Origin of the sequence: Shewanella sp. Choline-02u-19 (assembly GCF_002836205.1) — a bacterium.
GTDB lineage: Bacteria > Pseudomonadota > Gammaproteobacteria > Enterobacterales > Shewanellaceae > Shewanella.
In genome coordinates this window covers 2479902-2506051 of the sequence record NZ_PJBE01000013.1, presented here as the reverse complement: position 1 = coordinate 2506051, position 26150 = coordinate 2479902, and the positions used below count along the sequence as shown (strand labels likewise).

General features: G+C 42.0%; 23 protein-coding genes. 9 read left to right on the top strand and 14 right to left on the bottom strand.

Annotation, left to right across the window (positions count from 1 at the left end; translation table 11 throughout):
• The first annotated feature begins 5 nt into the window (after positions 1-5).
• From CXF83_RS17540 to CXF83_RS17525, 4 genes are all read left to right on the top strand, one after another.
• Complete coding sequence (locus CXF83_RS17540; RefSeq protein WP_101090412.1) at positions 6-332, top strand: 50S ribosome-binding protein YggL; 327 nt, start codon at positions 6-8, stop codon at positions 330-332.
• The gene (gene glsB / locus CXF83_RS17535) at positions 332-1246 is read left to right on the top strand and encodes a glutaminase B (RefSeq protein WP_101090411.1); all 915 of its coding nucleotides are present in this window, start codon (positions 332-334) and stop codon (positions 1244-1246) included. Before CXF83_RS17540 ends, glsB begins: the two co-directional genes overlap by 1 nt.
• 203 nt (positions 1247-1449) lie before the next feature.
• Positions 1450-2271 carry a YggN family protein gene (locus CXF83_RS17530; protein ID WP_101090410.1) on the top strand — a complete coding sequence of 274 codons (822 nt, stop codon included), beginning with the start codon at positions 1450-1452 and terminating at the stop codon, positions 2269-2271.
• A gap of 452 nt (positions 2272-2723) precedes the next feature.
• Positions 2724-3665 (top strand): LysR family transcriptional regulator, encoded by a 942-nt coding sequence (locus CXF83_RS17525; protein ID WP_101090409.1) that lies wholly within the window; start codon positions 2724-2726, stop codon positions 3663-3665.
• A 565-nt stretch (positions 3666-4230) separates the two neighbouring features.
• Here the strand turns inward: CXF83_RS17525 and CXF83_RS17520 are convergent.
• The 8 genes from CXF83_RS17520 to CXF83_RS17480 form a co-directional block, all read right to left on the bottom strand.
• Positions 4231-6075 carry a DUF885 domain-containing protein gene (locus tag CXF83_RS17520; RefSeq protein ID WP_101090408.1) on the bottom strand — a complete coding sequence of 615 codons (1845 nt, stop codon included), beginning with the start codon at positions 6073-6075 and terminating at the stop codon, positions 4231-4233.
• A gap of 125 nt (positions 6076-6200) precedes the next feature.
• Positions 6201-7337 (bottom strand): radical SAM family heme chaperone HemW, encoded by a 1137-nt coding sequence (hemW, locus tag CXF83_RS17515; protein ID WP_101090407.1) that lies wholly within the window; start codon positions 7335-7337, stop codon positions 6201-6203.
• Entirely contained in the window at positions 7337-7936 is a 600-nt protein-coding gene (gene rdgB / locus CXF83_RS17510; protein WP_101090406.1) for an RdgB/HAM1 family non-canonical purine NTP pyrophosphatase, read from the bottom strand. Before rdgB ends, hemW begins: the two co-directional genes overlap by 1 nt.
• Before the next feature lie 772 nt (positions 7937-8708).
• On the bottom strand, positions 8709-9143 hold the full coding sequence (locus tag CXF83_RS17500; protein WP_101090404.1) for a DUF4426 domain-containing protein: 435 nt from the start codon (positions 9141-9143) through the stop codon (positions 8709-8711).
• An 83-nt stretch (positions 9144-9226) separates the two neighbouring features.
• Positions 9227-9514: a DUF167 family protein YggU gene (gene yggU / locus CXF83_RS17495; protein ID WP_101090403.1), complete on the bottom strand. Its 288-nt coding sequence runs from the start codon at positions 9512-9514 to the stop codon at positions 9227-9229.
• The gene (locus tag CXF83_RS17490) at positions 9514-10062 is read right to left on the bottom strand and encodes a YggT family protein (protein ID WP_101090402.1); all 549 of its coding nucleotides are present in this window, start codon (positions 10060-10062) and stop codon (positions 9514-9516) included. Before CXF83_RS17490 ends, yggU begins: the two co-directional genes overlap by 1 nt.
• A 35-nt stretch (positions 10063-10097) precedes the next feature.
• Positions 10098-10916 carry a pyrroline-5-carboxylate reductase gene (gene proC / locus CXF83_RS17485; protein ID WP_101090401.1) on the bottom strand — a complete coding sequence of 273 codons (819 nt, stop codon included), beginning with the start codon at positions 10914-10916 and terminating at the stop codon, positions 10098-10100.
• 140 nt (positions 10917-11056) lie between these two features.
• Positions 11057-11761, bottom strand: coding sequence for a YggS family pyridoxal phosphate-dependent enzyme (locus CXF83_RS17480; protein ID WP_101090400.1), 705 nt, complete (start codon positions 11759-11761; stop codon positions 11057-11059).
• Between the two features lie 35 nt (positions 11762-11796).
• Between CXF83_RS17480 and CXF83_RS17475 the strand changes: the two genes are divergently transcribed.
• From CXF83_RS17475 to hemH, 3 genes are all read left to right on the top strand, one after another.
• The gene (locus CXF83_RS17475) at positions 11797-12834 is read left to right on the top strand and encodes a type IV pilus twitching motility protein PilT (protein ID WP_101090399.1); all 1038 of its coding nucleotides are present in this window, start codon (positions 11797-11799) and stop codon (positions 12832-12834) included.
• A 14-nt stretch (positions 12835-12848) separates the two neighbouring features.
• Positions 12849-13961, top strand: coding sequence for a PilT/PilU family type 4a pilus ATPase (locus tag CXF83_RS17470; RefSeq protein WP_101090398.1), 1113 nt, complete (start codon positions 12849-12851; stop codon positions 13959-13961).
• Between the two features lie 213 nt (positions 13962-14174).
• On the top strand, positions 14175-15188 hold the full coding sequence (gene hemH, locus CXF83_RS17465; RefSeq protein ID WP_101090397.1) for a ferrochelatase: 1014 nt from the start codon (positions 14175-14177) through the stop codon (positions 15186-15188).
• Positions 15189-15279: 91 nt separating this feature from the next.
• Here the strand turns inward: hemH and CXF83_RS17460 are convergent, their stop codons facing one another.
• From CXF83_RS17460 to CXF83_RS17440, 5 genes are all read right to left on the bottom strand, one after another.
• Positions 15280-15669 (bottom strand): DUF3192 domain-containing protein, encoded by a 390-nt coding sequence (locus CXF83_RS17460; RefSeq protein ID WP_101090396.1) that lies wholly within the window; start codon positions 15667-15669, stop codon positions 15280-15282.
• Between the two features lie 111 nt (positions 15670-15780).
• A complete protein-coding gene (gene xni, locus CXF83_RS17455) occupies positions 15781-16545 on the bottom strand; it encodes a flap endonuclease Xni (protein ID WP_101090395.1) in 765 nt (254 codons plus the stop codon).
• Positions 16542-17894, bottom strand: coding sequence for a nucleotide 5'-monophosphate nucleosidase PpnN (gene ppnN, locus CXF83_RS17450; RefSeq protein WP_101090394.1), 1353 nt, complete (start codon positions 17892-17894; stop codon positions 16542-16544). The genes xni and ppnN overlap by 4 nt, the downstream gene beginning before the upstream one ends.
• 77 nt (positions 17895-17971) lie before the next feature.
• Positions 17972-19528 carry a GGDEF domain-containing protein gene (locus CXF83_RS17445; RefSeq protein WP_101090393.1) on the bottom strand — a complete coding sequence of 519 codons (1557 nt, stop codon included), beginning with the start codon at positions 19526-19528 and terminating at the stop codon, positions 17972-17974.
• A 119-nt stretch (positions 19529-19647) separates the two neighbouring features.
• On the bottom strand, positions 19648-21816 hold the full coding sequence (locus CXF83_RS17440) for a tetratricopeptide repeat protein (RefSeq protein WP_101090392.1): 2169 nt from the start codon (positions 21814-21816) through the stop codon (positions 19648-19650).
• Between the two features lie 129 nt (positions 21817-21945).
• Here CXF83_RS17440 and CXF83_RS17435 point away from each other — a divergent pair, with 129 nt between their 5' ends.
• Positions 21946-23751: a M61 family metallopeptidase gene (locus CXF83_RS17435; protein ID WP_101090391.1), complete on the top strand. Its 1806-nt coding sequence runs from the start codon at positions 21946-21948 to the stop codon at positions 23749-23751.
• Positions 23752-23821: 70 nt separating this feature from the next.
• Here CXF83_RS17435 and rdgC read toward each other — a convergent pair whose 3' ends face one another.
• Positions 23822-24733: a recombination-associated protein RdgC gene (gene rdgC / locus CXF83_RS17430; protein ID WP_101090390.1), complete on the bottom strand. Its 912-nt coding sequence runs from the start codon at positions 24731-24733 to the stop codon at positions 23822-23824.
• 290 nt (positions 24734-25023) lie between these two features.
• On the opposite strand from rdgC, the gene CXF83_RS17425 reads away from it, so the two are divergent.
• Positions 25024-25974 carry a porin gene (locus CXF83_RS17425; RefSeq protein WP_101090389.1) on the top strand — a complete coding sequence of 317 codons (951 nt, stop codon included), beginning with the start codon at positions 25024-25026 and terminating at the stop codon, positions 25972-25974.
• Positions 25975-26150: the final 176 nt, after the last annotated feature.

Sequence of the window (26150 nt, the reverse complement as noted above, 5' to 3'; positions counted from 1 at the left end):
CCACCATGGCAGCTAATCGCAGTCGTCGTTTACGTAAAAAGTTACGCGTTGATGAGTTTCAAGAGTTTGGATTCGATACAAACTGGACTTTCAATGAGTCTGTAACTGAAGAGCAGATTGATTCAATTGTTGATCAGTTCATCGAGACAATTATTGAACCTAGAGATCTTGGGTTCCATGGCGGCGGACATAAAGAGTGGGAAGGTATTATTGCTACTCAAGATATCGGTAAATGTACAGATGAAGACCGAGCTGCAGTTAAAACCTTCTTCGAAGGCCAACCTGTTGCAGATGTCGAAATCGGTGAGCTATACGATATTTGGTGGAGCTAATGCCTGAATTGGCATTACTTGAGGAGGTCGTGAAGAAAGTACGACCTCTTTTAGGTAAGGGTAAAGTTGCAGATTACATTCCTGCTCTTGCTGAGGTAAATGCTAATAAACTGGGTATAGCCGTGACCACCAGAGATGGTGTCACGATAGGGGCTGGGGATTATCTCGAGCCCTTTTCAATTCAAAGTATTTCAAAAGTATTTAGCTTAACACTGGCGTTAATGCATTACGAAGAGCCTGAAATTTGGTCACGTGTTGGTAAAGAGCCATCAGGACAATCTTTTAATTCTCTAGTGCAAGTTGAGTTAGAAAAAGGGCTACCGAGAAACCCATTTATTAATGCGGGTGCCTTGGTCATTGCTGACCTGTTGCAAGGTCGGTTAGGTGCGCCAAAGCAGCGAATGTTAGAAATTGTACGTGAGCTCAGTGACAATCCAAGAGTGGGTTACGACAAAGTCGTTGCTAATTCTGAATATCAACACAGTGCGCGTAATGCTGCTATCGCTTATTTGATGAAGTCGTTCGGTAACTTTAATAATGACGTTAATACCGTTCTTAAGAGTTATTTTCATTATTGCTCTTTGAGAATGAGTTGTGCTGATCTGTCTAAAGCAATGTTATACCTCGCTAACAGAGGTAAAAACCTCGCTGGAAAACAACTGATCACACCGGTACAAACTAGGCAGTTAAATGCTTTGTTAGCCACTTCGGGTTTATATGACGGCGCTGGTGAGTTTGCTTATCGCGTTGGTATGCCCGGAAAAAGTGGCGTCGGCGGAGGTATTATTGCCGTTATTCCAGGGGATATGTCTGTTTGTGTATGGTCACCGGAACTCGATGCTAATGGTAACTCTCTTGCTGGAACTGCCGCGCTAGAGACACTTTGCCAAACGCTTGGTCGTTCAATTTTTTAATTTCCTGTTTTAACTCATCTGCTAATGTAATAATTAGCCAATAGTTCGTAGTATTGGCTAATTATTCCTATCCTATTATCAATAAAGTCACACCCTTAATTCCACTAATCCTTTTATAATAATGACTTATGTTCTTTGGCATGTTACCTGCATTATCTATTCTATATAACATGATATTAACAAAGCGATAAAGGACTAAAGCAATGAAAAGACTACTTACCTCTGTTGGTGTATCCGCTGTACTACTGTCAGCCTCTAGTGTGCAAATAGTTAATGCAAATGAAGATTCAGATAAGCACTTTAAAAATGAATGTGAAGTATCGTTAAATTACGACGTTACCGTTGAGCCGAAAAAATTGACCGTAAGTGAAGTCGGTAAAGAACAGTACAGAATTGAAATGAATAAGCTTTTTGTCAATGGTGAACAAGTACCGCTTAACAAACAGCAGCAAGCATTGGTAAACCAATACGCCGATGAGGTTTCTGCTCAAGTTCCCGAGGTTATCGAGCTTGTTAATGATGCCGTAGCAATGGCTTCGACAGCGGTGAGTATGGCATTGACTCCTTTGTTAGGTGATGCAACTGGCGCTAAAATTGATGAAATGATGGATGGTTTGCAACAGCGCATTGAAAATGTGGCCTATCAGCATGGTGACACATTTTACCTTGGTGCAACCGAGTCTTCGCTTGAAAATGCATTTGGAGAAGAGTTTGAGCAAGAGATGGAGCAGCTAGCCCAAAACTCTATCGGCACTATGGTGATGACGCTAGGAAGCGAAATGATGTCGGGTGAAGGCGGTTCGTTTGAGCAGAAAATGGAGTCATTTTCAACCAAAATGGAATCAATCGGCGATGACATAGAACTGCAAATGGAAGGGCAAGCACAAGATCTTGAAATTCGTGGTGAAAAGCTCTGTAAGAGATTTAAGTCTTTAGTGGTATTAGAGAAAGAGCTACACACTCAAGTACCTGAATTAGCAAAGTACTCTTTGATAGCGACGGCAAACAAAGAAATGCGTGAGTAAACATTAATCGTTATTTTTAGATCCAAAACTCCTTGGTAAAAATAGTTCTTGTGTTGCTGAGCTAAATTGCAACAACCCCTGCATCCCACCTTTGTGCAGGGGTTTTCGTTTTTCCCCTATGCTAACGTCTTAACTGACCGTGCCTTAAATCGATAGCAGCAAGCGAAACTGACTCTGTATCCTCTTATCTAACGCTATCCTATTGTTCTGTATGCCAGTATGAATGCTCACTACATGCTAGTACAAAAGTACATATATGATGAGTTCTAAGTTTTTTTTGGTATACTTCTAAGAATAAAAACAAAAACCACTTTTTGGTTGAATAATCATCACTCTACGCTAGCGTACATATATTCTCTTAAGGTATTGCTCTATAAGGTATTGTTGGCCTTGGTGGCTTATCTTAGCGATGGAAGTACTATTACTCTCGTAAACACCTTAAGGCGATTTACATGTTAGAACTTTTAGAACCAATCGCAATTTTTACTCATGTAGCTCGAGCGGGCAGTTTTAGCGCTGCGGCACGAAAGTTAGGAATATCTAAGTCAAAAGTGAGTACTCAGGTCGCAGATCTTGAGCATAAGCTTGGCGTTCAACTTATTCAGCGTACTACTCGTAGTTTAAGTTTGACTGAAGCAGGTCATTTGCTCTATGTGCAAGGTGAAGAGCTGCTAAGAGATGCAGATCAGGCTGTTGCCAGCGTACATAACCTAAATGATGCTACTCGTGGTGTCTTGAAGGTGGGTATCTCACAGTCTTTTGGTACTATGCATATCATTCCTGCTTTACCAGAATTTATGGCAAGACACCCGGAGCTTGAACTGCAAGTCAGCCTCCTTGACCACAAGGTCGATGTAGTCAGTGAAGGCTTAGATCTATTACTGACGATGTCTGAGCAGTTACCTCTTGGCATGGTTGCAAGACCACTGATGAAATGTCAGTTCTTATTGGCAGCCTCTCCTTCTTATATTGAGCAACATGGTATGCCAAACCGACCTGAACAGCTGGTCGATCACAACTGTCTTGTTTATCAAGGTGAGTGGCATGAGCATAGTGTTTGGCAGTTTAAGCAAGGCGATGATTATTGTGAGATAGGCGTATCGGGCAACTTTAGAGTCGATAATGCACCTGCGCTAAAAACAGCAGCAGTGAGTGGCTTAGGTGTGGTTTATCTTGCCAGTTATTTATTGGAAGATGAAATTGCTCAGGGCACGTTAGTGCCATTACTTGATGAGTGGCAACTGACCAATCATCTGCCTTTACAAGCCGTATATCCAAGACGTAAACATTTAGCACCAAAGGTCAGCGCATTCATCGATTTCATTAAAGATCATATCGGTAGCCCACCTTATTGGGATGACCCATATAAAGAATTGTATGCAAAACGTAAGTAAATATAGAAAACATTGTTTTATATTTAGAACAATGTTTATTTCTGTTAGTTGTAAGTTAATATAAAGTATTTCAAATCAGATGGTTAAGTTGCACTGGCCGTTGTTTAGTCAGTGCCAATTTAGTGGCTACTAATGCTGGTTTTTATTGTTTAGGTTGCAGTTTGTTCTTAATTTAATACAATTGGAGCCAGTTGGTTCAAAATGATTTGAGTCCTATAGCAGAGTTGAGAATGACCCCTCTTTATTGTGCTATACAGATCAGCTTAACGCAGTTTTGATTCAATGCTGGCTGAAGTGTAAGAACTAAAACAATGCTAGCCTTCAAACCATCATCCTAGTTTTGGTTTACCCCGGCTTTTACCGGGGTATTTTTCTGTTAAGTGGTTCAATGCTATCTGTAGCCAGCAATTTTATCTGTTGACTCGCATAAGTGAAAGTTTGAAAGCCGTTAGATAATGCTTATCGTTCTAGATGACATAAAAAAGCCACTATCATAAGTGGCTTTTTTTAATGCGTTCTTTTAAGTGAAATAGGTTACTGTGCATATCACAGTAACCGCTTTGTTTTAGCTACTCTGCTCTATCCAAAGGTCGATTTCACTTTCTAGTACATCAAGAGGCACTGGGCCATTTTGCAGTACTACAGTATGGAAATCTCTGATATCGAATTTATCACCTAGCGCTGTTTGTGCTTTGGTTCTTAGTTCAAGTAGCTTCAGCATACCGACTTTATAGGCGGTTGCTTGTGATGGCATCACAATATGCCTTTCGACCATTTTAACGGCGTCAGACTCGGCGTTGGGTGTGTTCGACACGTAGTAGTTTATTGACTCTTCACGTGACCACTTCTTAGCATGAATACCTGTATCAACCACGAGGCGACATGCACGCCATAGCTCCATCGCTAGTCGACCAAAATCAGAATATGGATCTGCATACATGCCCATCTCTTTAGGGAAGTACTCACTGTATAATCCCCATCCTTCAATGTAAGCAGTATAGCCGCCATATTTACGGAACTTAGGCACACCCTCAAGCTCTTGAGCGATAGCTATCTGCATATGATGACCAGGTGTTCCCTCATGATAAGCAAGAGCTTCCATCTGGTATTTTGGCATCGCCTTCATATCATAAAGGTTAGCGTAGTAGGTGCCCGGACGACTTCCGTCTGGTGAAGGGTTGTTATAGAAGGCTTTACCGGCAGATTTTTCTCTAAATGCTTCGACCTGCTTAACAATCATTGGTGCTTTAGGTTTTACCTTAAACACTTCATCAAGACGGCTACTCATGGTATCAATGAGTGAAATAGCTTCTTGTAAGTAGGCCTGACGGCCTTGATCGGTATCGGCATAATAGAATTGTTGGTCGTCACGCATGAAGGTAAAGAATGCTTGTAAGCTACCTTCAAAGTTAACTTTCTTCATAATGTCACGCATTTCATTCTGAATTCGAGCTACTTCAGAAAGCCCTAACTCATGAATGTCATTGGCACTCATATGCGTCGTCGTTGTGCGCTCTAAAGCATTGTTATAATACTCTTCACCCCGAGGTAATTTCCAAGCGCCATCGCGAGTATCTGCTTTGGTTTCAAGCTTAACCAGATAACTGATAAGTTTGTCGTATGCCGGTTTAACCTCATCGACTAATGCCTCTTTTGCTGCTGAGAGAAGCTGTTGTTGTTCAGCTGAACTAATCGACAGCGTATTGACTTTACGCTTAAAGTCAGCCCATAAAGCACTGTCTTCGCCTTCATCGAAAGGTGCACCTTTAACGATGTTTTTGCTATCGGAAATGACATATGGGAATACAAATTTAGGCGCGATAATACCTTTGTCTGCACGTATTTCTAATGCGGTTTGCAGTTGAGCAAGACGCTTTGACACGCCATTTAAGCGGCTAATGTAGGCTTTAGCGTCTTTTATATCGCTGATCTGATGTTGGTTTATGAGGAAGGAAGCTATCTGTGAATGGCCACCATACATCTGATTAACTGGGTAGCTATGGTAACGCCATTGATCGTCTTTGATCTCTTGCTCAAGCTTTTGTGTTAGTAGCTGGTAGCTAAGCTTTGTCTGCCTATCAAGCTTAGCTACTTTGAGCATTTTTAGTTGGGTTAAATGCTTTTTAGTACGCGCTAAGTCAGCATCAGTTGCTGCGTCGCTCATCTCATCCCATTTATCGTAATCTGTTTTTATGCCTAAATAGGTTTGTGATATAGGGCTGGCTAATACGTTTTCCATGAAAATACTTTCAAACAGCGCATTGGCTTTTTCAGATTCACTATTGGCTTTTTGAGCGACAGGTTCACTTGGACTTGCATAATTGATTGGTGATGGTGCTGCATATACTGCGGAACTTAAGCAAACTGAAAGGGACAGGGCGATAAAACTTATTTTTGTTTTTATGGGCATTTTTAGACTTCCTTAGAATTATGATTGTTATCCTAAAGAAGCCTAGAGTTAATGTTTTGATCTAAGTGTTAGAAAATGTGTCTATCAAGCTATTTTGTTTAGTTATAGCTAATTTATTCAAAGGCTTATAGGAATTGTGACAATAAGTCATTCACAAACATATGGCCTCTGGGCGTTAGCTGCCAATGGTCGCTGCTTTGAGTCATTAATCCTTTAGCACAAGCTTGCTCAATTCCATCCGTTAATACTTTTCGATCTAACCCGGTACGTTGTTCAAACTCAACTTTAGGGATAGGTGTCATTAACCTTAAACGGTTCATTAAGTACTCAAGCGGTCTGTCTTCCTCTGCCACGATAGTGACATCAGAGGTGTAATTATCTGCAGCAAGGTAACCTTTAGGGTGCTTAATCTTAACGGTACGCAAAATTTGATTTTCACTTGGCTGAGTAATTTTACCGTGTGCGCCACAGCCTATACCTAAGTAGTCGCCAAACTGCCAGTAGTTAAGGTTATGTTGGCATTGGAAGCCTTCTTTAGCATAAGCAGATATTTCATATTGAACGTAACCAAGCTCGGCAAGCCTTTTTTGCCCTTGCTCGTAAATCTGCCATAGTTTTTCATCGTCAGGCAGTTGAGGTGGCTTGGAATGAAACAGCGTATTGGGCTCTATAGTCAGTTGATACCAAGATAGATGTGGCGGTGCCAATGCAGCAGCGGTTTCAATATCGGCTAAAGCCTCATCAAAGCTCTGGTTCGGTAAACCATGCATTAGATCTAAATTAAAGCTTTGGTAACCCGATACTTTTGCTTTTTGTGCAGCAACTTCAGCTTCTGTCTTATCATGGATCCGCCCGAGTAAATTCAGCTTGTCGCTGGAAAAACTCTGCACCCCGATAGACAAACGTGTGATGCCCGCTTCGCGGTAGGCAATAAAATCATCATGCTCTAAGGTGCCAGGGTTAGCCTCCATGGTGATCTCTATATTGTCTTTAAACTTAATAAGTTTATCAACTTCAACGAGAAGGCGTTGTATTTGCGCCGCGTCAAACAAAGAGGGCGTGCCGCCACCAATAAAAATAGTGTTTAACTGTCGGCCTTGAACATACTGAAGATCTTGTTTTAAGTCGGCAATAAGCGCGTCTACATATTCAGTTTGTGGCAACTCGCCATTCTGACCATGAGAGTTGAAATCACAGTAGGGGCATTTTTGTACACACCAAGGAATATGAATGTATAGGCTTAATGGTGGCAGGATTAACATTAGTTAAAGATACCTTGTTGTTTCATTGCAGCAATAAGCAAAACGAGCGCTTTACCGCGATGGCTTAACTGGTTTTTCTCATCACTGCTAAGCTCGGCGGCGCTACATTGGTGTTCAGCGGGGATAAAAATAGGGTCGTACCCATGGCCATTTTCACCCTGCGGAGCAAAGCCGATAGTGCCTTCCCATGATGCTTGGCAAATAATGGGTGTCGGGTCTTTTGCATGACGCATGTAGACCAATACACATTGAAAGCGAGCGCCGCGCAGTGACTGGTTCTCTAGTGCGTTAAGTAACTTGGTGTAATTTTGCTGATCTTTCGCACCTTCACCCGCATAACGCGCTGAATAGATCCCAGGTGCCCCTTGTAGGAAATCAACTTCTAAACCAGAGTCATCAGCGATAGCGGCATGGCCTGTTATTTCTGCAGCATGGCGTGCCTTAATGATCGCATTCTCAACAAAAGTGGTGCCGGTTTCTGCCACTTCTGAGACGTTAAACTCGCTTTGGGCGAGGATCTCTACACCGTAATCAACCATTAGTTCTGAAAATTCTTTGAGCTTACCTTTATTGCCACTAGCAAGGACGATTTGATTCATGGAAGACCTTTAAGGTGTCTGAAAATATGGCCGCAATAATAGCGAACCGAGCCATTAATTGCATTATATATGTGCTGATACTAGGGGCTGTAGATCTTTCACGGTTGTTTTTGCCGCCGTTTATTGGCTATTTTGACAAGGCGGAGGCTATGTCGTTTAGTCATTCTCCACAAATAGCCTACAACACCGTAAAAATAGCCAAGAAGCGCGGCCCTTAGAGTTCGTTTCAATACTTCTATTTTTTTACTACAAGCGTGCGTTACGAGCTTTTCGCTTAGCCAGCTAAACATCATGGCTCAAGCCTTGTACTAAAATCATTATTCTTTACGGGAAAGAGTCGAACAAAAAACTAAGCTCGAAAGATCAACAGCCCTTAAGACCATTTTGTCATTGCCACTGATTGACTCTGTTGCGGAAGGTATCGCTAGAATCCAGAAATTAAACTATCGATGCTGATATGACTAAAACTGCCGAAGGCTATATAGCATAGCCAAAAAAACTTCAAGCGGCAGGATTCAGTATGTCGATACATGACCGCGTTCTAGGCCGTTAATGACTGCTGCATTCACGATATATCCACGGTCTGTGGTGGTATTTATCAAGAATGTATTTAGACATATGTTGCTTCTTGTCTTGCTCTAAGGAAACGTTGAAGTGAGTAGGTTGAAGTCGTTTAAGTATAGAAAATGTAGTGGTGTGCTGTAGTTATATGCAAGGGCGCTGAAATAATGAGGGCATTTTCGCCCTCATATTTAATGCAACTGGTATAGCGTTACTCTACATAAAATTTTTGCTTAAATTTAAGTTGTGTATTGAGCTTCGAGCCATGTTTTAAAGCAATGTTGAAGTTGATCTCTTGATCATCTCGATAAGGGACTTCTGCAATATAGTAGATAGAGTCGCCTTCACGTATCTCTCTAAATTTCAATTCAACACGTGCATCAAGTAAGTTATTGGCTATGCCGGTAATTTCAACAGGCACCGCAGGGTTACCGTCTACATTCGTATCTAACACCGAAATATTTAAGATCCCAGTATAGCTACTGCGTTTAATACCGTAAGACTTGGCAATACTGGGTGTTAAAAAGGTGCTACTTAGGGCTACGTAATGAATATCGTAGTTGCCGACTTTTTGTTTTTGCTCAGCAAATGCGCTACTGATGAGGCACAAACTTAGCAATAAAATGGCTGTTAGAGAGCGGAACATATGGGCTTTCCTTAGGTGATAGCTTTGTTACTAGTATAGAACTTAAGTGCGATAAACGCCTTAAACTTCTTATAAGTATACGGTTACAAAAGGTTTTGTATTGCTGGTGGTATCAACCTAGGAGAGTGGATTAAAACTTGTTTGTGTCGGCCCATCAGGCCTTTGAGTATCGTTATATCACCCTTAGGCACTTTGAATGCTTTAGAGAGGAACTTGGTTAGGTGCGCGTTGGCTTTTCCGTCAACAGGTGGTGCGGTAATCGCTATTTTGAGCTCTTCACCATGAAGTCCTACAATTTGATCACGACTCGCTTTGGGTTGGATATAAAGCTGAAGCAGCAGGTTTCCCTGCTGCATCGTTATTGCTACCACTATACGTTGGCCCAGTATGGTACATATTGGGCGAGCAAGATATTGAGGAAATTAAGCACTATCATCACCACCAGTAATGACAAGTCTAATCCACCCATTTGGGGCAACATACGGCGTATAGGGGCCAATAGAGGTTCAGTAAGCTGACTCATTACCATCTCAATTGGATTTTGTCCTTGGCTTACCCAGCTTAATATTGCTCGTAAAATAAGCATCCAAAATAGCAACACACCTGCTTCTTTAAACACCGACACTAAAGAGATAAGTAAAATATTAGGTACGTCTAGCGCTGCACCTGCCATCAAGGTTAGCAGAACAAATTTTAAGATAACGACCGTGATCGCCAGGACAAATGACGCGCTATCAAAATTGCCGAACGATGGGATCACGCGTCTTAGAGGACCGACAATGGGGTGAGTGGCTTTAACAATAAACTGGCTAAAGGGGTTATAAAAATCGGCACGAGCGAATTGTAACCAGAGCCGTAAAATGACCACCATCAGGTATAAATCGAATACTGTACTTACTAGAAAACTAAATGCATTCATTTGTTTACTCTACTTTTCACGTTAAATAAAAGGAATTAATACTGTTTTGCCATCTCTTGAGCCCGCGCAATACAATTTGTCATTGCATTATCGACTAGCGCTCTTAAATTTCCCTCTTCAAACGTTGCCACAGCTTGCGCCGTAGTGCCACCTTTTGAAGTTACATTCTCTCGTAATTGCGCCAAACTTAAGTCAGGATTTTGTTTGGCCATCAATGCAGCACCTAATGCCGCTTGTTGCGCCATTTCTCTTGCGCTAGCTTCCGGCATCCCCCCCTTTACTGCGCTTGCAACCATAGATTCTAGAAATAGAAAGAAGTATGCCGGTGAGCTTCCTGCTAATGCTATCACCTGATTTAAGTCATCTTCTTTGTCTACCCAAATAACCTCGCCACCGGTTGCCATGAGCGTCTCGCACAAGCTTTTGTTGTCGGCGGAGATATCATCACCAGCAAACAAACCTGTTAAGCCTACACCTATCTGAGTAGGGGTATTAGGCATAGTACGTATTAATTTGATCTCTTGCTTGAAAAAGTCACTATAACGCTTGGCTGTCACGCCTGCAGCAATAGTAATAATTAATTTAGTTGAAAGATCAAGGCCACTTAATTGCTCGCCAACCTGTTGCATTAAGTGAGGCTTTACACCCAATACGATGACATCGGCCGTCGCAGCGGCGCCAACATTATCGTTAGTCACCTTAATGCCGAAATCCTTGTTAAGCGCATCTAGCTTTGGTTGACTTGGATTTGAAGCTGTAATGCTCTCAGGGGCATAACCACTGTTAATTAAACCACTAATGATACTGCGGGCCATATTACCAGCACCAATAAAGCACACTTTCTTTTGTGACATTGAGTTCTCTTTTTATTTTCGTTAGGACGACACATTCTCTATAGCAACCTTTTAAAGGTTACATCACTTAATATTTGGGTTAAGCCTGTCAAAACCAAGTTTTAATGCATTAAATAATATTCATTTATTGTGTCCGACTTTTAATCTGTTTTTGGATAATCACGAGCACCAAAAATAGCACTACCAATTCTTACGATGGTTGAGCCGTGGGCTACCGCTAATTCCAAATCGTTACTCATGCCGACTGACAAAGTATCTACACTCGGGTATCGCTCTGACAATAATGCATATAGTTTTTGTAATGCTGCGAGTTCCGATGTTGCGGTGATAATGTCGACATTGGCAGACGGTATCGCCATCAATCCGCGTAAGTTCAAATTGGGTAAGGCGTTGATCTGTTCAGCAAGGGAAAATACGTCAGCTCCGCTAACGCCTGACTTATTTGCTTCTTGACTGATATTGACCTGAATACAGACATTTAACGCAGACATCTTTGCCGGACGCTGTTCATTTAACCGGATCGCAATTTTTTCACGCTCAACGGTATGCATCCAATCAAATAAACTCGCGACCACTTTTGTTTTATTGGATTGTAAGGGGCCGATGAAGTGCCACTCTATGTCGGGGTAATCCGTGCTTAGGCTAGTGACCTTCGCTTCCCCTTCCTGCACGTAGTTTTCACCAAAACGTCTTTGGCCTGCAGCATAGGCCTCGATTATTTGGCTATTGGGCTTGGTTTTACTCACGGCTAACAGCTGCACATCTGTAGGATTTCGTGATGAATTTTGTGCCGCCTGATTAATCCTGTGCTGGGCGAGCGCTAGTCTGTCTGTTATTGTTGTCATGTTGTATATTTTTGGTTGAATGGATATCCCAAACTATGGAAATCACAGAATTACTTGCCTTTAGTGTAAAGCACAATGCATCAGATCTACACCTTTCTGCGGGGGTTTCTCCTATGATCCGTGTTGATGGTGAAGTTAGGAAGATCAATCTTCCTGCTCTAGACCATCAAGGTGTTCACAGTCTTGTGTACGATATAATGAATGATAAGCAACGAAAAGATTATGAAGAACACCTTGAGATAGATTTCTCATTTGAAGTGCCAGGTCTTGCACGCTTTCGTGTTAATGCGTTTAATCAGTCTCGTGGTTCGGCTGCGGTATTTCGTACCATCCCCAGCGATATCTTAAGTCTTGAGCAACTTGGCGCCCCTGAAATCTTCAAACAAATAGCGAGTTTCCCTCGAGGACTGGTACTGGTGACTGGTCCAACTGGCTCTGGTAAGAGTACTACGCTGGCGGCTATGGTTGATTACGTAAATGAAAATCGCCATGACCACATATTGACGATTGAAGACCCAATAGAATTTGTGCATCAAAACAAGCAATGCTTGATTAACCAACGTGAGGTGCATCGTCATACTCACAGTTTTAATGCGGCGTTGCGCAGTGCATTACGTGAAGATCCGGATGTTATTTTAGTGGGTGAGATGCGAGATCTTGAAACGATCAGACTGGCGATGACAGCAGCTGAAACCGGTCACCTTGTATTTGGTACTTTGCATACCACCTCAGCCGCTAAAACGATTGACCGTGTGGTTGATGTGTTCCCTGAGGGAGAAAAAGGCATGGTGAGAACGATGTTATCGGAATCACTGCAAGCCGTTATTTCCCAGACTTTGATTAAAAAAGTCGGTGGTGGCCGTGTGGCAGCTCATGAGATTATGATGGGGACGCCAGCCATTCGTAACTTGATCCGCGAAGATAAAGTGGCACAAATGTACTCAGCGATTCAAACGGGCATGGCGCATGGTATGCAAACACTGGATCAGTGTTTGCAGAATTTGGTTAATCGCGGTCAAATCACCCGTGAAGATGCCATGCTCAAGAGTTCAAACAAGCAAACCAATTTTTAAACGGATAAATACTTATGGATGTGCGTCCCTTTTTAAAGGCAATGACTGAGCGTAAAGCGTCAGATCTGTTTATTACGGCAGGCTTTCCACCTAGTGCAAAAATTGATGGTGAATTACGTTCATTGAGCGAGAACAAATTTAGTCCGGCACAGGCATTAGATTTTGTTGAGTCATTAATGACCGATGTGCAAAAAGTGGAGTTTCATCAATCTCGCGAGTGTAACTTCGCTTTCGCCGTTAAAGATCTAGGCCGCTTTCGTGTTAGCGCCTTTTGGCAAAGAGAAGCTCCGGGTTGTGTCATGCGTCGTATTGAGACACAAATTCCTGACATGGATGACTTAATGTTACCGCCAATTCTAAAAGATTTGGTCATGGGTAAGCGTGGCTTAGTCATTATGGTTGGTGGAACGGGTACTGGTAAATCAACGTCTCTAGCCGCGCTTGTTGGTTATCGAAATGCCCATGCTCGCGGGCATATCTTAACCATTGAAGATCCGGTTGAATTTGTTCACGATCACCGCAAAAGTATCATCACTCAGCGTGAAGTTGGCATCGATACTGAATCCTTTGACGCGGCGCTTAAGAGCTCATTACGCCAAGCGCCAGATGTGATTTTGATTGGCGAGATCCGTAGTCAAGAAACAATGGAATTTGCATTGTCCTTTGCTGAAACGGGTCACTTGTGTATGGCAACATTGCACGCCAACAATGCTAACCAAGCTCTCGACCGTATTATGCACTTGGTTCCAGAGAGCAAACATCATCAATTGTTGTTCGATTTGTCGCTTAATTTACGTGGAATCGTTGCCCAGCAACTCGTGCCTAAGAGTGATGGTACTGGCCGCCGAGCCGCGATTGAAGTGCTCATTAACACGCCGCGAGTGGCCAGTTTGATTGCTAAGAATGAGCTGCACTTATTAAAGGAAACCATGTCCAAGTCGAATGAACAAGGCATGCAGACTTTCGATCAGGCATTGTTAAAGCTCTATAGTGATGGTGAGATTAGCTACGCTGATGCACTGCATCATGCTGATTCACCGAATGACTTACGCTTAATGATTAAGTTGCAAAGTTCGGATACTGCCAGCTCAAGCTCAATGGATGGCGTAACACTCAACCTAGATTAACTGATAGGGTTTGAGTTTTTACCTCATTAACGTTTGTCTAAGATTAAGCTGGCAATAGTTTGTATTGGCAGCTTTTTTATGCAAAATACTGATCTATAAGTTGGCTTGAACGTAATAGTTACTCAATCGGGTATGACCGCTGCTCCAAGGGCTAAATATTAGCCAGTAATATCGTCGATTAACATTTTCACTATCAAGGTTTAAGGAGTTCTCTTGGCAAAGTTTTCAGGATTAACTAAGGATGTAGGTCATAAAAAGCGTGGGAAAACGGGTGTGTTGTTAATGAACCTAGGAACACCCGATGAGCCAACGGCTTCAGCTGTAAGGCGTTACTTAGCAGAGTTTTTAGCTGATCCTCGAGTGGTGGAGATCCCAAGATTGGTTTGGATGATTATTCTGCATGGAATTATTTTGCGTGTAAGACCGGCTAAGTCAGCCGCTTTATACCAACAGGTTTGGACCAAAGATGGTTCACCATTGATGGATATCACTAAACGTCAAACTCAAAAATTGTCTCAGTATTTTGAGCAAGCAGGCGAAGATGTCTCGGTGCAGTTCTGCATGCGTTATGGACAACCTTCGGTATCGACAACATTACAACAAATGCATAAAGACGGCGTAGATAAGTTGGTGGTCTTGCCGCTATACCCACAGTATGCCGCACCAACCACTGCATCTGCTTTTGATGCTATAGCTAAAGAGCTGACGACTTGGCGCTACTTGCCTGCGTTGCACTTTATTAATACCTATCATGACAACCCTGACTTTATTGATGCGTTAGCGGCTTCTATAACTCGGGACTTTGAGCTTAACGGTCAACCGCAAAAGCTCGTTTTGTCTTACCATGGCATGCCTGAACGTAATCTTCATCTTGGCGATCCTTACTACTGTTTTTGTATGGTTACCAGTAAGTTGTTAGTCGAAAAGCTGGGCTTGACTGAAGAGCAGTACATTACGACGTTCCAATCGCGATTTGGTAAGGCTAAATGGCTAACGCCATATACTGATGCCACTATGGCGTCTTTACCCGCTAAAGGGGTTACAGATATCGCGGTAGTGTGTCCGGCTTTTAGTGCTGATTGCCTTGAAACGCTTGAAGAGATCGCGGGAGAGAACAAACACATATTTAAGGACGCGGGAGGGGAGCAGTTTAGGTATATAGCAGCACTTAATGATAATGATGACCATATTCACATGATGGCTAATATTGTTAAACCTTACCTTTAAACCTCGCTTTTAAGTACTTATTACAACATCGGCAAGTTCCGAGAGGAACTTGCCGATGTTATTCTTTCAGTAGTGTTCTGTTAAAACGGGCTTATAAGCTATCTATTTGGCTGGTCAGATATTGCTGGTAAGTCTCTTCACCCCAAGCAACAAGCTGTCCTTGTTTAAACAGCAGAGGAGTGCACTCTTCTTTGGTTGTTTCACCGTCTGATTCTTTATGTTGAGTGCGGTAAAATAAGATCTGTAGATTCTGCTGATTAGAGATTTTAGCTTCACTAAAGTCAGCTTTACCAAAGATGCTTTTAACTTCAGCGATGCTTTGTCCGATAGTGATTTCTGTCATTTTAGCTCTATTGTAAGCCTGCCTATCTTCCCAATCCATTTCATCTGGAGTTGGGTCATAAGACACCATAATGACCGCAACAAAGGCAATGTAGGCAACAAAAATAGATCCAATGATTACGGGGACTTTGGATTTCATCTGTACTCGGGTTCCTTGATAGGCAATTCCAATAACGTAATACGATACTATGCAAAGTAATGGGCGTAAATGCTAATAAGGTAACTTTTTGTTAACAGTTGTAAGTTTTAGTTAATTAGTTTTCGGTAGCCTAAATTGCTTTAGGTTTGCATTTAAAGGCATATCTAATTGAAGTTGCACTAGTTTATAGCTTAGTCGGGCCATTTCTTTGCCATCTTCAAGCTTTTTAGCTTGTTTAGTGCCAACCTGTTCGATTGAGCTATATATATTAGCCAGTGAGCGAAATATCTTTAGCAATTCAACGGCGGACTTAGGACCAATACCTGGCACTCCAGGAATTTTATTGCCACTGTCACCGGCGAGCGCCAAATAATCAATAAATTGCTTGTGTTCAACACCTAGCTTTTGTTCCATGGCTTCAACCGTCATATATGTTTGATTGAAGTGATCCCACTGCTTGATATTAGGATGATTTAATTGGCAAAATCCTTTATCGGTTGACACTATAATGGCTTCGCCGCCAATGCTGACGAGCTTAGTCGCCAAGGTGGCAATAACATCATCGGCCTCCGACTCGGCATTAAGTGAGGCAATGTTATGTTCCGCAAGAAACGCTTTAATATCGGCAAGACCGTTGGACAATGCTTCAGGCATTGGCTTACGGCCCTTTTTATAGCCTTCGTATAGTGATTTGCGCCATGATAATGCATTACCGTCCCATACTATCGCTACGTGAGATGGTTGGTGATACTTTATTAGCTTTTTACAAGCGCCATTAACGCGCTCTTTTAGGCCGTTGATATCTGATTCGTTGGGTTGAGCGGCGTGGATCCGCCGCACTAAGTTCATGCCATCTAAAATTAAAAATTTATTCATTTCATTATTTTATAACAGGGAATATAAGCACTTCCCGGTAACTTCATTCGTTGTTGTGAAACAAAAGCGTTAAGTAGATTATCCATTAACGCCATGAGTTTTGGATCCCCCTTAATTTCAAAGGGACCGCGCTGGTCAATTATCTTGATCGTTTCCATTTTGACATTACCGGCAACAATACCTGAAAAAGCCTTTCTCAAGTTTGCCGCCAGTTCTGCTTTGTTCGATTGGTCGTGTAAATCTAAATTACTCATCATTTCATGAGTTGGTTCAAAAGGTAGTTGAAATTCAGGTTCGATTTTCAAAGACCACTGATATTGATAGGAGTCGCCGTTGTCCTTACGGAAGGTCTTAATCTTCTCCATCGCTTCTTTTTGAATACGAGCAACCTTTGATGGATCATCAATCACAATTTGATACTTACTTTGTGCTTCCGGTCCTAGCGTTGCAGCAATAAATTCATCAATGCGTAAGAAATATTCTTCACTCTCTTTTGGCCCGGTTAACACGAGTGGGAAGGGGATCTCTTGATTATGTTTATTGAGCAAAATACCCAGTAAATAGAGCAGCTCTTCTGCGGTACCCGCTCCGCCAGGAAAAATAATGATCCCGTGCCCCAGCCTCACAAATGCTTCGAGTCGTTTTTCAATGTCAGGCAGAATCACCAACTCGTTGACGATTTGATTTGGGGGTTCAGCAGCAATAATACTCGGCTCTGTAAGACCTATATATCGAGCGTGGTTTACTCTTTGCTTTGCATGGCCAATGGCAGCGCCTTTCATCGGGCCCTCCATTGCACCAGGGCCACAACCGGTACAAATATCTAACTTACGTAATCCAAGCTCATAGCCCACTTCACGGGTATATTGGTATTCAATCGGATTGATGCTATGTCCTCCCCAGCAGACAACAATATTGGGGTCGAGCATCGGCATTGTGCGAGCATTACGTAAAATGTCAAAAACCACGTTAGTGATGTGACTCGCGTTGGTTAAATTGATGTGTTTTAGGTTGTCGTATTTATCATAGATATAGACGATGTCGCGTAGCACTGAAAATAGGTGCTCTTGTATACCAGAGATGATTTCGCCATCGACAAAGGCTTCTTGTGGCGGATTGGTCAATTCAATCTTAATGCCGCGCTCTCGCCTTAAGACATTAATATTAAAATCACTGAACTGATTGAAAAGACTTTCCGCATTATCGCTTTGCAAGCCAGAGGCTAATACTGCAAGCGAGCAACTGCGGTAGAGCTGGTAAAGCTCACTTTTTGCGTTCTGTTTGAGTCTGTCAACTTCGAGTTGTGAAAGCTGATCTAAGCTTCCTCGGGGACTAATTTTCACTATCATAGCAGCTCCTTAGCAGTGATAGATTAACTGTCCTTTAAAGAAAAGTGGCGGTAAAAATACCTCTCGCCGAGGACAGTTTATGAATCAATAATGACTCTATCTCTGCTTTCATGTTTAGCTTTATACAGCGCGGCGTCAGCTCGTTCAAAGGTTTCACTGATGAGCTCATTTTCAATAATTTGTGCAGCGCCTATAGATACTGTAACTGTAATTCTCTGATTTTTAAACTTAAAAGGAATACTTTTTACTTTTTCTCTTACTCGGTCAAGTAAAGGCTTAATGTCATTCTCACCAATGTCTGGGAGTAAAAATACGAACTCTTCACCGCCGTAACGGGCAACAAATTCAGTATCTCTTAAAGAACTTTTTAGCGCCATAGCAATCACTTGCAGTGTTTTATCACCCGTGCTGTGGCCAAAACTATCGTTGATTGTTTTGAAATGATCGATATCGGCAACGGCGACCCATAGTGGTTGTTGAGTGCGTTTGTAATTACGATACTCAATGTCCATGCGCTCTTCAAGTGCTGCACGGTTGGGCAGTTGAGTGAGTGAGTCGAGCAGATTCAGCTTTTGTTGTTCAAACAAGCGCTTTTTATAGGTTTCGGTTTCTTTACTTAGCTCGTTTAGCTCGCGGCGCAGCGCTTCAACAGATTGTCGTAATTGAATCTGCTCTCTGTTCTCTAGTGCTTCTTTACGGCTGAGTGCGGTTCGTAATGCTAATAGTTGCTCTGTTACTTGTGTTTTTAGGTGATCGATATCATTAGTTTCAGCAACCGACTCGTCAATATTATCGACTTGATTATTGATCTCACCATTCAGTTTTTTAGCAACTTGAAAGCTTTTTACCGAATGCGTGTAGGAGTCTGTTACCACCTCGCGAACATTACTTAATGCACCGTTGAGTATGTATAAAAACTCTTGCGATGCCGTTTTTTCTTTCGCGATATTATCGAGTAATAGGCTAAGTACAACTTGATAGGCGTTTAATAAGGTGTCGAGTTCAAAATCTTCAGTTAATGACAGTTTTATCGACGAAATTTGTTCTCGTTGCTCTTTTCTAAACTCTATTTCCGATAGCATCAATGCCAGCTCGTGGGCTGATTGACGATGTCTTGGTAACACTTCAAATTGTTCGCCAAGACGGAGCTGCTCGTTAAGGATCTCATCGTAGAACTGGATGATTTTTTCTACTTTTGGAATGTAATCCCAATAGGTATGAAATGGTTTTACGAGCTCTTTTTTGAAATAGGAGATCTCTTTCTTGAGTTTTGTTGGCAGAGACTCAATGCGTTGAATTTGGCTGACGATATTAGATAAGGAGCTACGGCTCTCTTCAAGCTGCAACATGACGTGGTTATATTGTTGCTTTAATACGCCTTCAACGTCGTTTAGGTCGGTTATGGCGTTATCAATCTGACTAAAGCGGCTTAATTTGTGCCGAAGTTTAGCGAGTTTGTTGTCCAATTCAATGTTCTGGCCTTTGCACGCTAAGCTCAGCTGGCTAATAAACTGCAGAAGGAGCTGAAGCTTTTTATTTTGGTCTTCATTCATATCATCAAGGGCTTGCCTTGCTGAATAGAGCTTTTGCTGTAATACGCTTAGCTGTGAGGTGCTGGCGACGGCATCCTTCATTTATTTAGCTCTTCCTTTATCAACCGTACATACTCGAATTATGACTTTAGTGCTTATTTTAACAGTAGTTAGTCTAAAGCGGAATAACCATCACTCGAGCATGGGCTTCATTTGTGTCGTTAACTCAACTCGGCGGCCAAATCGACATTTTGATGGCTCTTCCACCTTGGCCAAACAATATCACCCTTGATGCCGTTGGTCTCTATTTTGATGATGCCACGGATAATGCTTTTTTCAATATTGAGATATAGCGGCGGTTCAAAGATACCTGAAGATGCAAAATTGAGCGGCTTTAGGGTGACATAGTAATTTTGTTGGTTACCTAAGGTGATCGCTGCCGATAGCATCATCTGTAACGTACCGAAGTGCTGCTCAGCTGAAATTTTGAGTGCTGGATCGGCGAGCAAAGGCAGGTTTAGCAGCCCCATGTGCAAACAAGTGTCACCATAGTTATCATTTAAGGCGTTTTTTATGTTGCTCAGTAGTGTGTCGGGGGCCACTTTTATGTCAAAGCTCAAGAGAAAAAGCCCTGGTCGAACAATATAGACTTGGCAATTTAAAGCCCCTGACAGTGAGTCTATCTGCTGTTTATTCATTTTTGCATTACATGAATAACCTTGGGCTAGATCTGAATTTAACTGTTCTGTTAATGATATTAAGGCGAGCGTTTTAAATGTATTGCTGTAATCAGTGAAATCTTGAATGAAAGCAGAGTAATTGCTTGTTTTAGTGAATGGGTCCAAGCTGCTGTTCTGTGCTAATTTAGTGCATTTCGCTGTTAAGCTGTTCTTAATTCGCCACAGATAAATAGACATAATTGAGGTTAACGCGAGTGCCAATAAACAGAAAATCAACATTAAACGATTAGTTGATAGCAAGCCCTCTTGTCTCTGTAAATCGTTATCTTTTTGGTTAATGTTAAGCTTTGCTTTTTGTAATTGAAATAATAGCTTAGCTTGCTGGTCATCGTTGACCTCATTGCCGTCTTTGGATCGCAATTTAAGGATCTTGTTAATATTGTGATATGCCTGTTCAAACAACCCAAGGTGCTGTTGCGCGGCTGAAGTTAAGGTAAGTGCTTCTATAAGCTCATCGTCAAGCTTCATTTTTTCTGCTATACGAGTCGCGGATTCGGCGTACTTTAATCCAGGCTCCCAATCGGAGATACTGTTAAACACTTCGGCAAGTAAAAGATGATTATAAACTAAATAGTGATCGCTATTACGAGAGCTAAAAATGGCGCTTGCACGTAGTAGATTAGAAATGGATGTTTTGGTATCTCCAATTTTAAAATAGGCTTCACCTAGATTATGTAACGTAAGCGCTTGGCCGATATAATTGCCGAGTCTGGCATCAATTTGTTGGGCATTTAAGTAGTAATCAATCGCTTTATACCATTGCTCTTGTTCACCATAGGTCATTGCTATCACCGTCATGCTGGCGGCGACATAAACCTCTTTACCGAGGCGTTGGTATATTGCCGAGGCCGCAGTGGCGTAGCGTAAGGCATCATCCCAAGATTTGAGTGAACGATAGACTCGGGCTAATTGCATTTGAATATGCGCATCTTGAGTTGGGTTTTCATCTGCCTTGGTATGTTTTATCGCTTCAGAGTAATGCGAAAGTGATTTTCCATACTGACCTTTTTTATAGTAATACTTCCCCAGCACTGATTCTGCATGAGCGACCATGTAGGGGTCTGCAATCTCAAGTGCAACTGCTTGAGCGCTTTTGAGGTGGGCTAGTGCAGATTCGTCTTCTCGTAACATCATGTGCATAACACCAATGTTTTCATGCAGGGTAAACCGTAATACTTGTACTTTCACACTCTGGTTAGCGGAAAGTACTGTGATTGCTTGTTGATAAAAAGCGATAGCTGATTTGAAATCTTGTTTAGTTTTGCCTATATAGCGGCCGTTAAGCATGAGGATATAACTTTTATCAAAGTCATTGTCTGCAACAAGTTCTAATTGGTCGATTAATTTTCTAGCTACAGTGTAACGGTCGTCATTTTTGGTTGATAAATCTAACGATAGTCTTGCTAATAGTTGCAGCTCAAATTTAAGATCGGCAAGCGAGAGTCCATTTTTCATCGCATAACGATTAAGCGCTTCTTTGTTGGTGAAATCTGGGAGTGTGGGTAAATTATTATTGATTGATTGGCGTAAACTATTGGGAGATTCTCTAAACTTATGCTCTGTATCAACGTCATTTCTGGCTATCGCATGAGCGCAGTTGCTTATACAACTGAACAATATAATCAATAAAAGGGTCAACACACTGCGCATGGGTAGGTCATTCCTTGCTCTAAGCTAAAGTTCAAGAGCTATATCTTTTTGTTATTTTAATTGGTGTAATCAAGTCAAATGTTATACTTTTCGACTTAATGAAAACAATAATAACAGAAGGAAGCGAGAGTGAAACCAGTAGTTCCCCTAATCTTAACTTTTAGCGCATTAATTTCTCCAGTAGCCATTGCAGACGTTGATTACTCAATAGATTTATCAAATCCACAGCACCACTTAGCCAAAGTGGAGGTGGTTTTTCCTGCAACAAAGTCATCAGCCTTAGTCGTTAATTTACCCGTTTGGCGTACCGGTAAGTATGAAGTACTGCCACTTGCAGATTCGGTGCGATTTTTCACTGCAAAAGACGCCGCTGGCGATACACTGCCTTGGAGCAGAACGGCAAGTGGTGAGTGGACCGTTGCACTTGATAAACCAACAGCCGTCACGGTTTCATATCAGCTCTACGCCAATAAGCTTGGGCAACGGGTCAATCATATTGATGCTTCTCATGCTTTCCTCGATGCCAGTGGCACTTTTGTTTATAGCCCGCAGTTTAGGGATGAGCCTATCCATGTCAGCCTAGCAGTTCCTTCTGCTTGGAATAGTTATTCTGGTATGGATAGTGGACCAACGAACCACAGCTTTACGGCGGCTAATTACGACATATTAGTCGACTCTCCTATCGAAACCGGGATCAGTGAATACCGAGAATTTAAGGCAGATGGCAAGCAATATGAGTTAGTCATTTGGGGTGAAGGTAATTACGATATCGACAAGATGGTTGATGATTTAACTAAACTAAGTGGCCAAGCGGAGGTCATTTGGGATGATTATCCCTTCGAACGTTACGTCTATATGGTGCATGCCACTAGTGGCGCTCGTGGTGCAACTGAGCATTTGAACTCGACCATTATTCAACGTCCACGCTTTAGTTATCGTGATCGTAAGGACTATCTTGGTTTTATAAAGACGGCTTCGCACGAGTTTATTCATACTTGGAATGTAAAAGCATACCGTCCTGAAGGGTTAGTTCCCTATGACTATCAGGAAGAGGGGATCACTCAGCTACTTTGGATGGCAGAGGGCTCAACAAGTTACTTTCAAAGCCAATTGTTGCTCCGTGCTGGCGTAATGACCGCGAAGGAGTTCTTCGAAGATTTGGCGAAGCGTGTTGCACAAAGCGAGAAAACCCCGGGTAGAGAAGTGCAGTCTGTTGCAAGTGCGAGTGCCAATCAATGGGCAAGTATCGGCGGAGATTATGCCGTAAACCATAGTACTAACATATACTCTGAAGGTTATTTAACCTCGCTGGCACTGGATTTCTCTTTACTCGATGAAACCAAGTTGGAGCGTTCATATCGCGACGTGCATCGTGAGCTCTATCAGTCGCACCGCATTCCAGCGGGCTACAACGTTGCTGATGTAAAAGCCATTTTGAAAAATGTCTCGGGAACGAGCTACGAAAAGTGGTGGCAGGAGCATGTTAACTCACCTATTAGTTTAGATTTCGACACTATGTTAGACCAAGCTGGTTTAACGGTGGGTTATGGAGACGATGCTAAGTCTGAACCTTTTGTAGGTGTCACACTTGAATCTAATAGCTTAGTGCTTTCACGCGTACTGCGTAATGGACCCGCATGGAACGCTGGTATTGTGCTCGGCGATGAAATTGTGGCAATTAATGGCTTAAAAGTCACAGCTGCTGGGTTTGAGTCACGTATTAAGGACTTTAAAGCGGATGGCAAGATAAAGGTTACTCTATTTAGTAATGACAGACTTAAAGAGATAGAGCTTGCGCTAGGTGAACAACAGAGCGGTAAATTGGCGATAAGTAGTGTTGAAAAACCGAGCCGTTCTCAAAAAGCATTTTTCAAAGCTTGGTTGGGCATTGATTGGCCGTTCGATAAAGAGGGTAAATTAAAGGCTGCTGAGTAATAGCAGCTATATTTAAAGAGTAAAAAGGCGCCTTAGGCGCCTTTTTGTTACCGCAATATCAGTCGTTAACTTAAATACTGTCTTCGAGTCCACCGAGGGAATCGACTACAGAATTAACTAAGGCGATTAACTCGCTACTCATTAAGGCAAAATCGGCATCAAGACGCGCCATCGGATCTTCATCACCAACATCATCATTGCCTGCTCTAAACTCTTCAGAGAATTTAAGACGCTTAATCGCAGCATCTGATTGAAGAAGAAAGGCGATTGATTGACCAAAATGCAGTGCTAGCTTATGTACTTGCTTACCGACTTCGATATGCGCTAATACTTCATTTTCAGTTAAATCTTGCTGCTTAAAGCGAACAATACCGCCCTCGTCAGAATCACTCTTTAGCTCGGCTTCATCTTGCATTTCAAAAGCGGCAGGTGTTTTACCTTCTTTTAACCACTCTGTTAACTGTGTTTCAATTGGCGTTTTAAAGCTAATTGGAATGATAGGTAAAGTGCCAATGGCCTTACGAAGCAAAGCCATAAGCTCTTCTGATTTAGCTGCGCTTGAACTGTCGACCAAAACCATCTGGATTTCAGGCAATATAAGCGCGCGAATTTGGCTACGACGAGAAAAGGCTCTTGGTAAAAGAGTCATGATGATCTCATCTTTTAGCGCATCTTTCTCTTTTTTGGCAAGCTTGCGACCATCTTCAGATTCAAGCAGAGCCACTTTATCTTCTAAGGCTTCTTTAATTACTTGAGCAGGTAGAAGCTTCTCCTCTTTAGTCGCGCAGATAAGGTGTCTGTCTGCAGCGGTATGGACCAAAGAATCGCCATGCTTGCCGAGGGCATTAGAAAACCCAAACTTACTGACATCTTGGCTTGAGCATGGAGAGAAGGTGAAGTCTTCCAGTGATTTTTCCATTGATTCAGTGTCAACAGAGAAAGGCTTGTTAAAGCGGTATACAGTTAGATTTTTAAACCACATAGATTAATGCTCAGTCAAAATTAAAGCCGCAGTGTAAGGCATTGTCTGGTTCTGGTAAACCGCCTAGGCATGTTCTTATTCGACAGCTTTGTCACATTTAACCAAACTGTCATATTTCTCATTTTGCTCCTGAAAGCCCCTGTTCTAGGGGCTCGCCCTTATCGAGTTAACATTTATCAAACAATTTCAATTCGATTTAGTGTTTGCTGAAATAAAAATGCAACAAACTATCTTCATTATGACGCTCGTCCAAACCAATAACCAAGACGCATAAACGTCGAAAGGATTAAATGATGAACGTTTTTTGTAAAACTCTACTGGCTTCTGCTCTTGCTACTGCAACTCTTGCTTCTGCCCACGCTGCAGAACCACTAACAGTTTACGGTAAGCTAAATGTGACAGCACAGTCTAATGATGTAAATGATGAAGCCACGACTACGATTCAATCTAATGCTTCTCGTTTTGGTGTTAAAGGTGCTTTCGAACTCAGCAGTGACCTTGAAGCTTTCTACACCGTAGAATATGAAGTAGATACAGGCGATGACGTTAAGGAAAACTTCAAAGCACGTAACCAATTTGTTGGTCTTAAAGGCAGCTTTGGTGCTTTCTCTGTTGGTCGTAACGACACCATGCTTAAAGTATCTCAAGGTAAAGTTGACCAGTTCAATGACCTTTCAGGTGATTTGAAAAACTTGTTCAAAGGTGAAAACCGTATTGAACAAACAGCAACTTACCTAACGCCTTCTTTCAGTGGCTTTAAAATGGGTGTGACTTACGCTGCTGAAGGTGCTAGTTCACAGTATGCTCAAGATGGCTTCAGTGTTGCAGCGATGTACGGTGATGCAAAACTTAAAAAGTCACCGGTTTACGCCTCTGTAGCTTATGATTCAGATGTAAAAGGTTACGAAGTTGTTCGTGCCACAGTGCAAGGTAAAATCGCTGGCTTTAAGTTAGGCGGTATGTATCAGCAGCAAGAAGCGACTTATGACAGCGACGGAAATGCAGTTGTAAGCGCTGAAAGCAAAACAGGTTACCTCTTTAGTGCAGCGTATACTATCGATGCAGTGGTATTAAAAGCACAGTACCAAGATATGGAAGATAAAGGTGATTCATGGTCTTTAGGCGGTGATTACAAACTAGGTAAACCGACAAAACTATTCGCTTTTTACACTAATCGTTCATATGAAAAAGTTGAAAATGATGACAAATACTTTGGTGTTGGTCTAGAACATAAGTTCTAAGTCACGCTTAGGTTTTTTAAAAAGGAGGCTTCGGCCTCCTTTTTACGTCTTAAAGTTAACTAAATCGTTTAGCTTTATGACAATAATTTACTTTATTATGGCAAAATGTCATGTCATTTAATATTAATGTAATAAAACTGACCAATAATAGGCCCATAGAAATTCACTGACAGAAG

What these genes read in the sequence shown, in the direction of transcription:
- CXF83_RS17540 (WP_101090412.1), top strand. Translation starts at nt 6, where the DNA reads ATGGCAGCTAATCGCAGTCGTCGTTTACGTAAAAAGTTACGCGTTGAT.
- glsB (WP_101090411.1), top strand. Translation starts at nt 332, where the DNA reads ATGCCTGAATTGGCATTACTTGAGGAGGTCGTGAAGAAAGTACGACCT.
- CXF83_RS17530 (WP_101090410.1), top strand. Translation starts at nt 1,450, where the DNA reads ATGAAAAGACTACTTACCTCTGTTGGTGTATCCGCTGTACTACTGTCA.
- CXF83_RS17525 (WP_101090409.1), top strand. Translation starts at nt 2,724, where the DNA reads ATGTTAGAACTTTTAGAACCAATCGCAATTTTTACTCATGTAGCTCGA.
- CXF83_RS17520 (WP_101090408.1), bottom strand. Translation starts at nt 6,075, where the DNA reads ATGCCCATAAAAACAAAAATAAGTTTTATCGCCCTGTCCCTTTCAGTT.
- hemW (WP_101090407.1), bottom strand. Translation starts at nt 7,337, where the DNA reads ATGTTAATCCTGCCACCATTAAGCCTATACATTCATATTCCTTGGTGT.
- rdgB (WP_101090406.1), bottom strand. Translation starts at nt 7,936, where the DNA reads ATGAATCAAATCGTCCTTGCTAGTGGCAATAAAGGTAAGCTCAAAGAA.
- CXF83_RS17500 (WP_101090404.1), bottom strand. Translation starts at nt 9,143, where the DNA reads ATGTTCCGCTCTCTAACAGCCATTTTATTGCTAAGTTTGTGCCTCATC.
- CXF83_RS17490 (WP_101090402.1), bottom strand. Translation starts at nt 10,062, where the DNA reads ATGAATGCATTTAGTTTTCTAGTAAGTACAGTATTCGATTTATACCTG.
- proC (WP_101090401.1), bottom strand. Translation starts at nt 10,916, where the DNA reads ATGTCACAAAAGAAAGTGTGCTTTATTGGTGCTGGTAATATGGCCCGC.
- CXF83_RS17480 (WP_101090400.1), bottom strand. Translation starts at nt 11,761, where the DNA reads ATGACAACAATAACAGACAGACTAGCGCTCGCCCAGCACAGGATTAAT.
- CXF83_RS17475 (WP_101090399.1), top strand. Translation starts at nt 11,797, where the DNA reads ATGGAAATCACAGAATTACTTGCCTTTAGTGTAAAGCACAATGCATCA.
- CXF83_RS17470 (WP_101090398.1), top strand. Translation starts at nt 12,849, where the DNA reads ATGGATGTGCGTCCCTTTTTAAAGGCAATGACTGAGCGTAAAGCGTCA.
- CXF83_RS17460 (WP_101090396.1), bottom strand. Translation starts at nt 15,669, where the DNA reads ATGAAATCCAAAGTCCCCGTAATCATTGGATCTATTTTTGTTGCCTAC.
- xni (WP_101090395.1), bottom strand. Translation starts at nt 16,545, where the DNA reads ATGAATAAATTTTTAATTTTAGATGGCATGAACTTAGTGCGGCGGATC.
- ppnN (WP_101090394.1), bottom strand. Translation starts at nt 17,894, where the DNA reads ATGATAGTGAAAATTAGTCCCCGAGGAAGCTTAGATCAGCTTTCACAA.
- CXF83_RS17445 (WP_101090393.1), bottom strand. Translation starts at nt 19,528, where the DNA reads ATGAAGGATGCCGTCGCCAGCACCTCACAGCTAAGCGTATTACAGCAA.
- CXF83_RS17440 (WP_101090392.1), bottom strand. Translation starts at nt 21,816, where the DNA reads ATGCGCAGTGTGTTGACCCTTTTATTGATTATATTGTTCAGTTGTATA.
- rdgC (WP_101090390.1), bottom strand. Translation starts at nt 24,733, where the DNA reads ATGTGGTTTAAAAATCTAACTGTATACCGCTTTAACAAGCCTTTCTCT.
- CXF83_RS17425 (WP_101090389.1), top strand. Translation starts at nt 25,024, where the DNA reads ATGATGAACGTTTTTTGTAAAACTCTACTGGCTTCTGCTCTTGCTACT.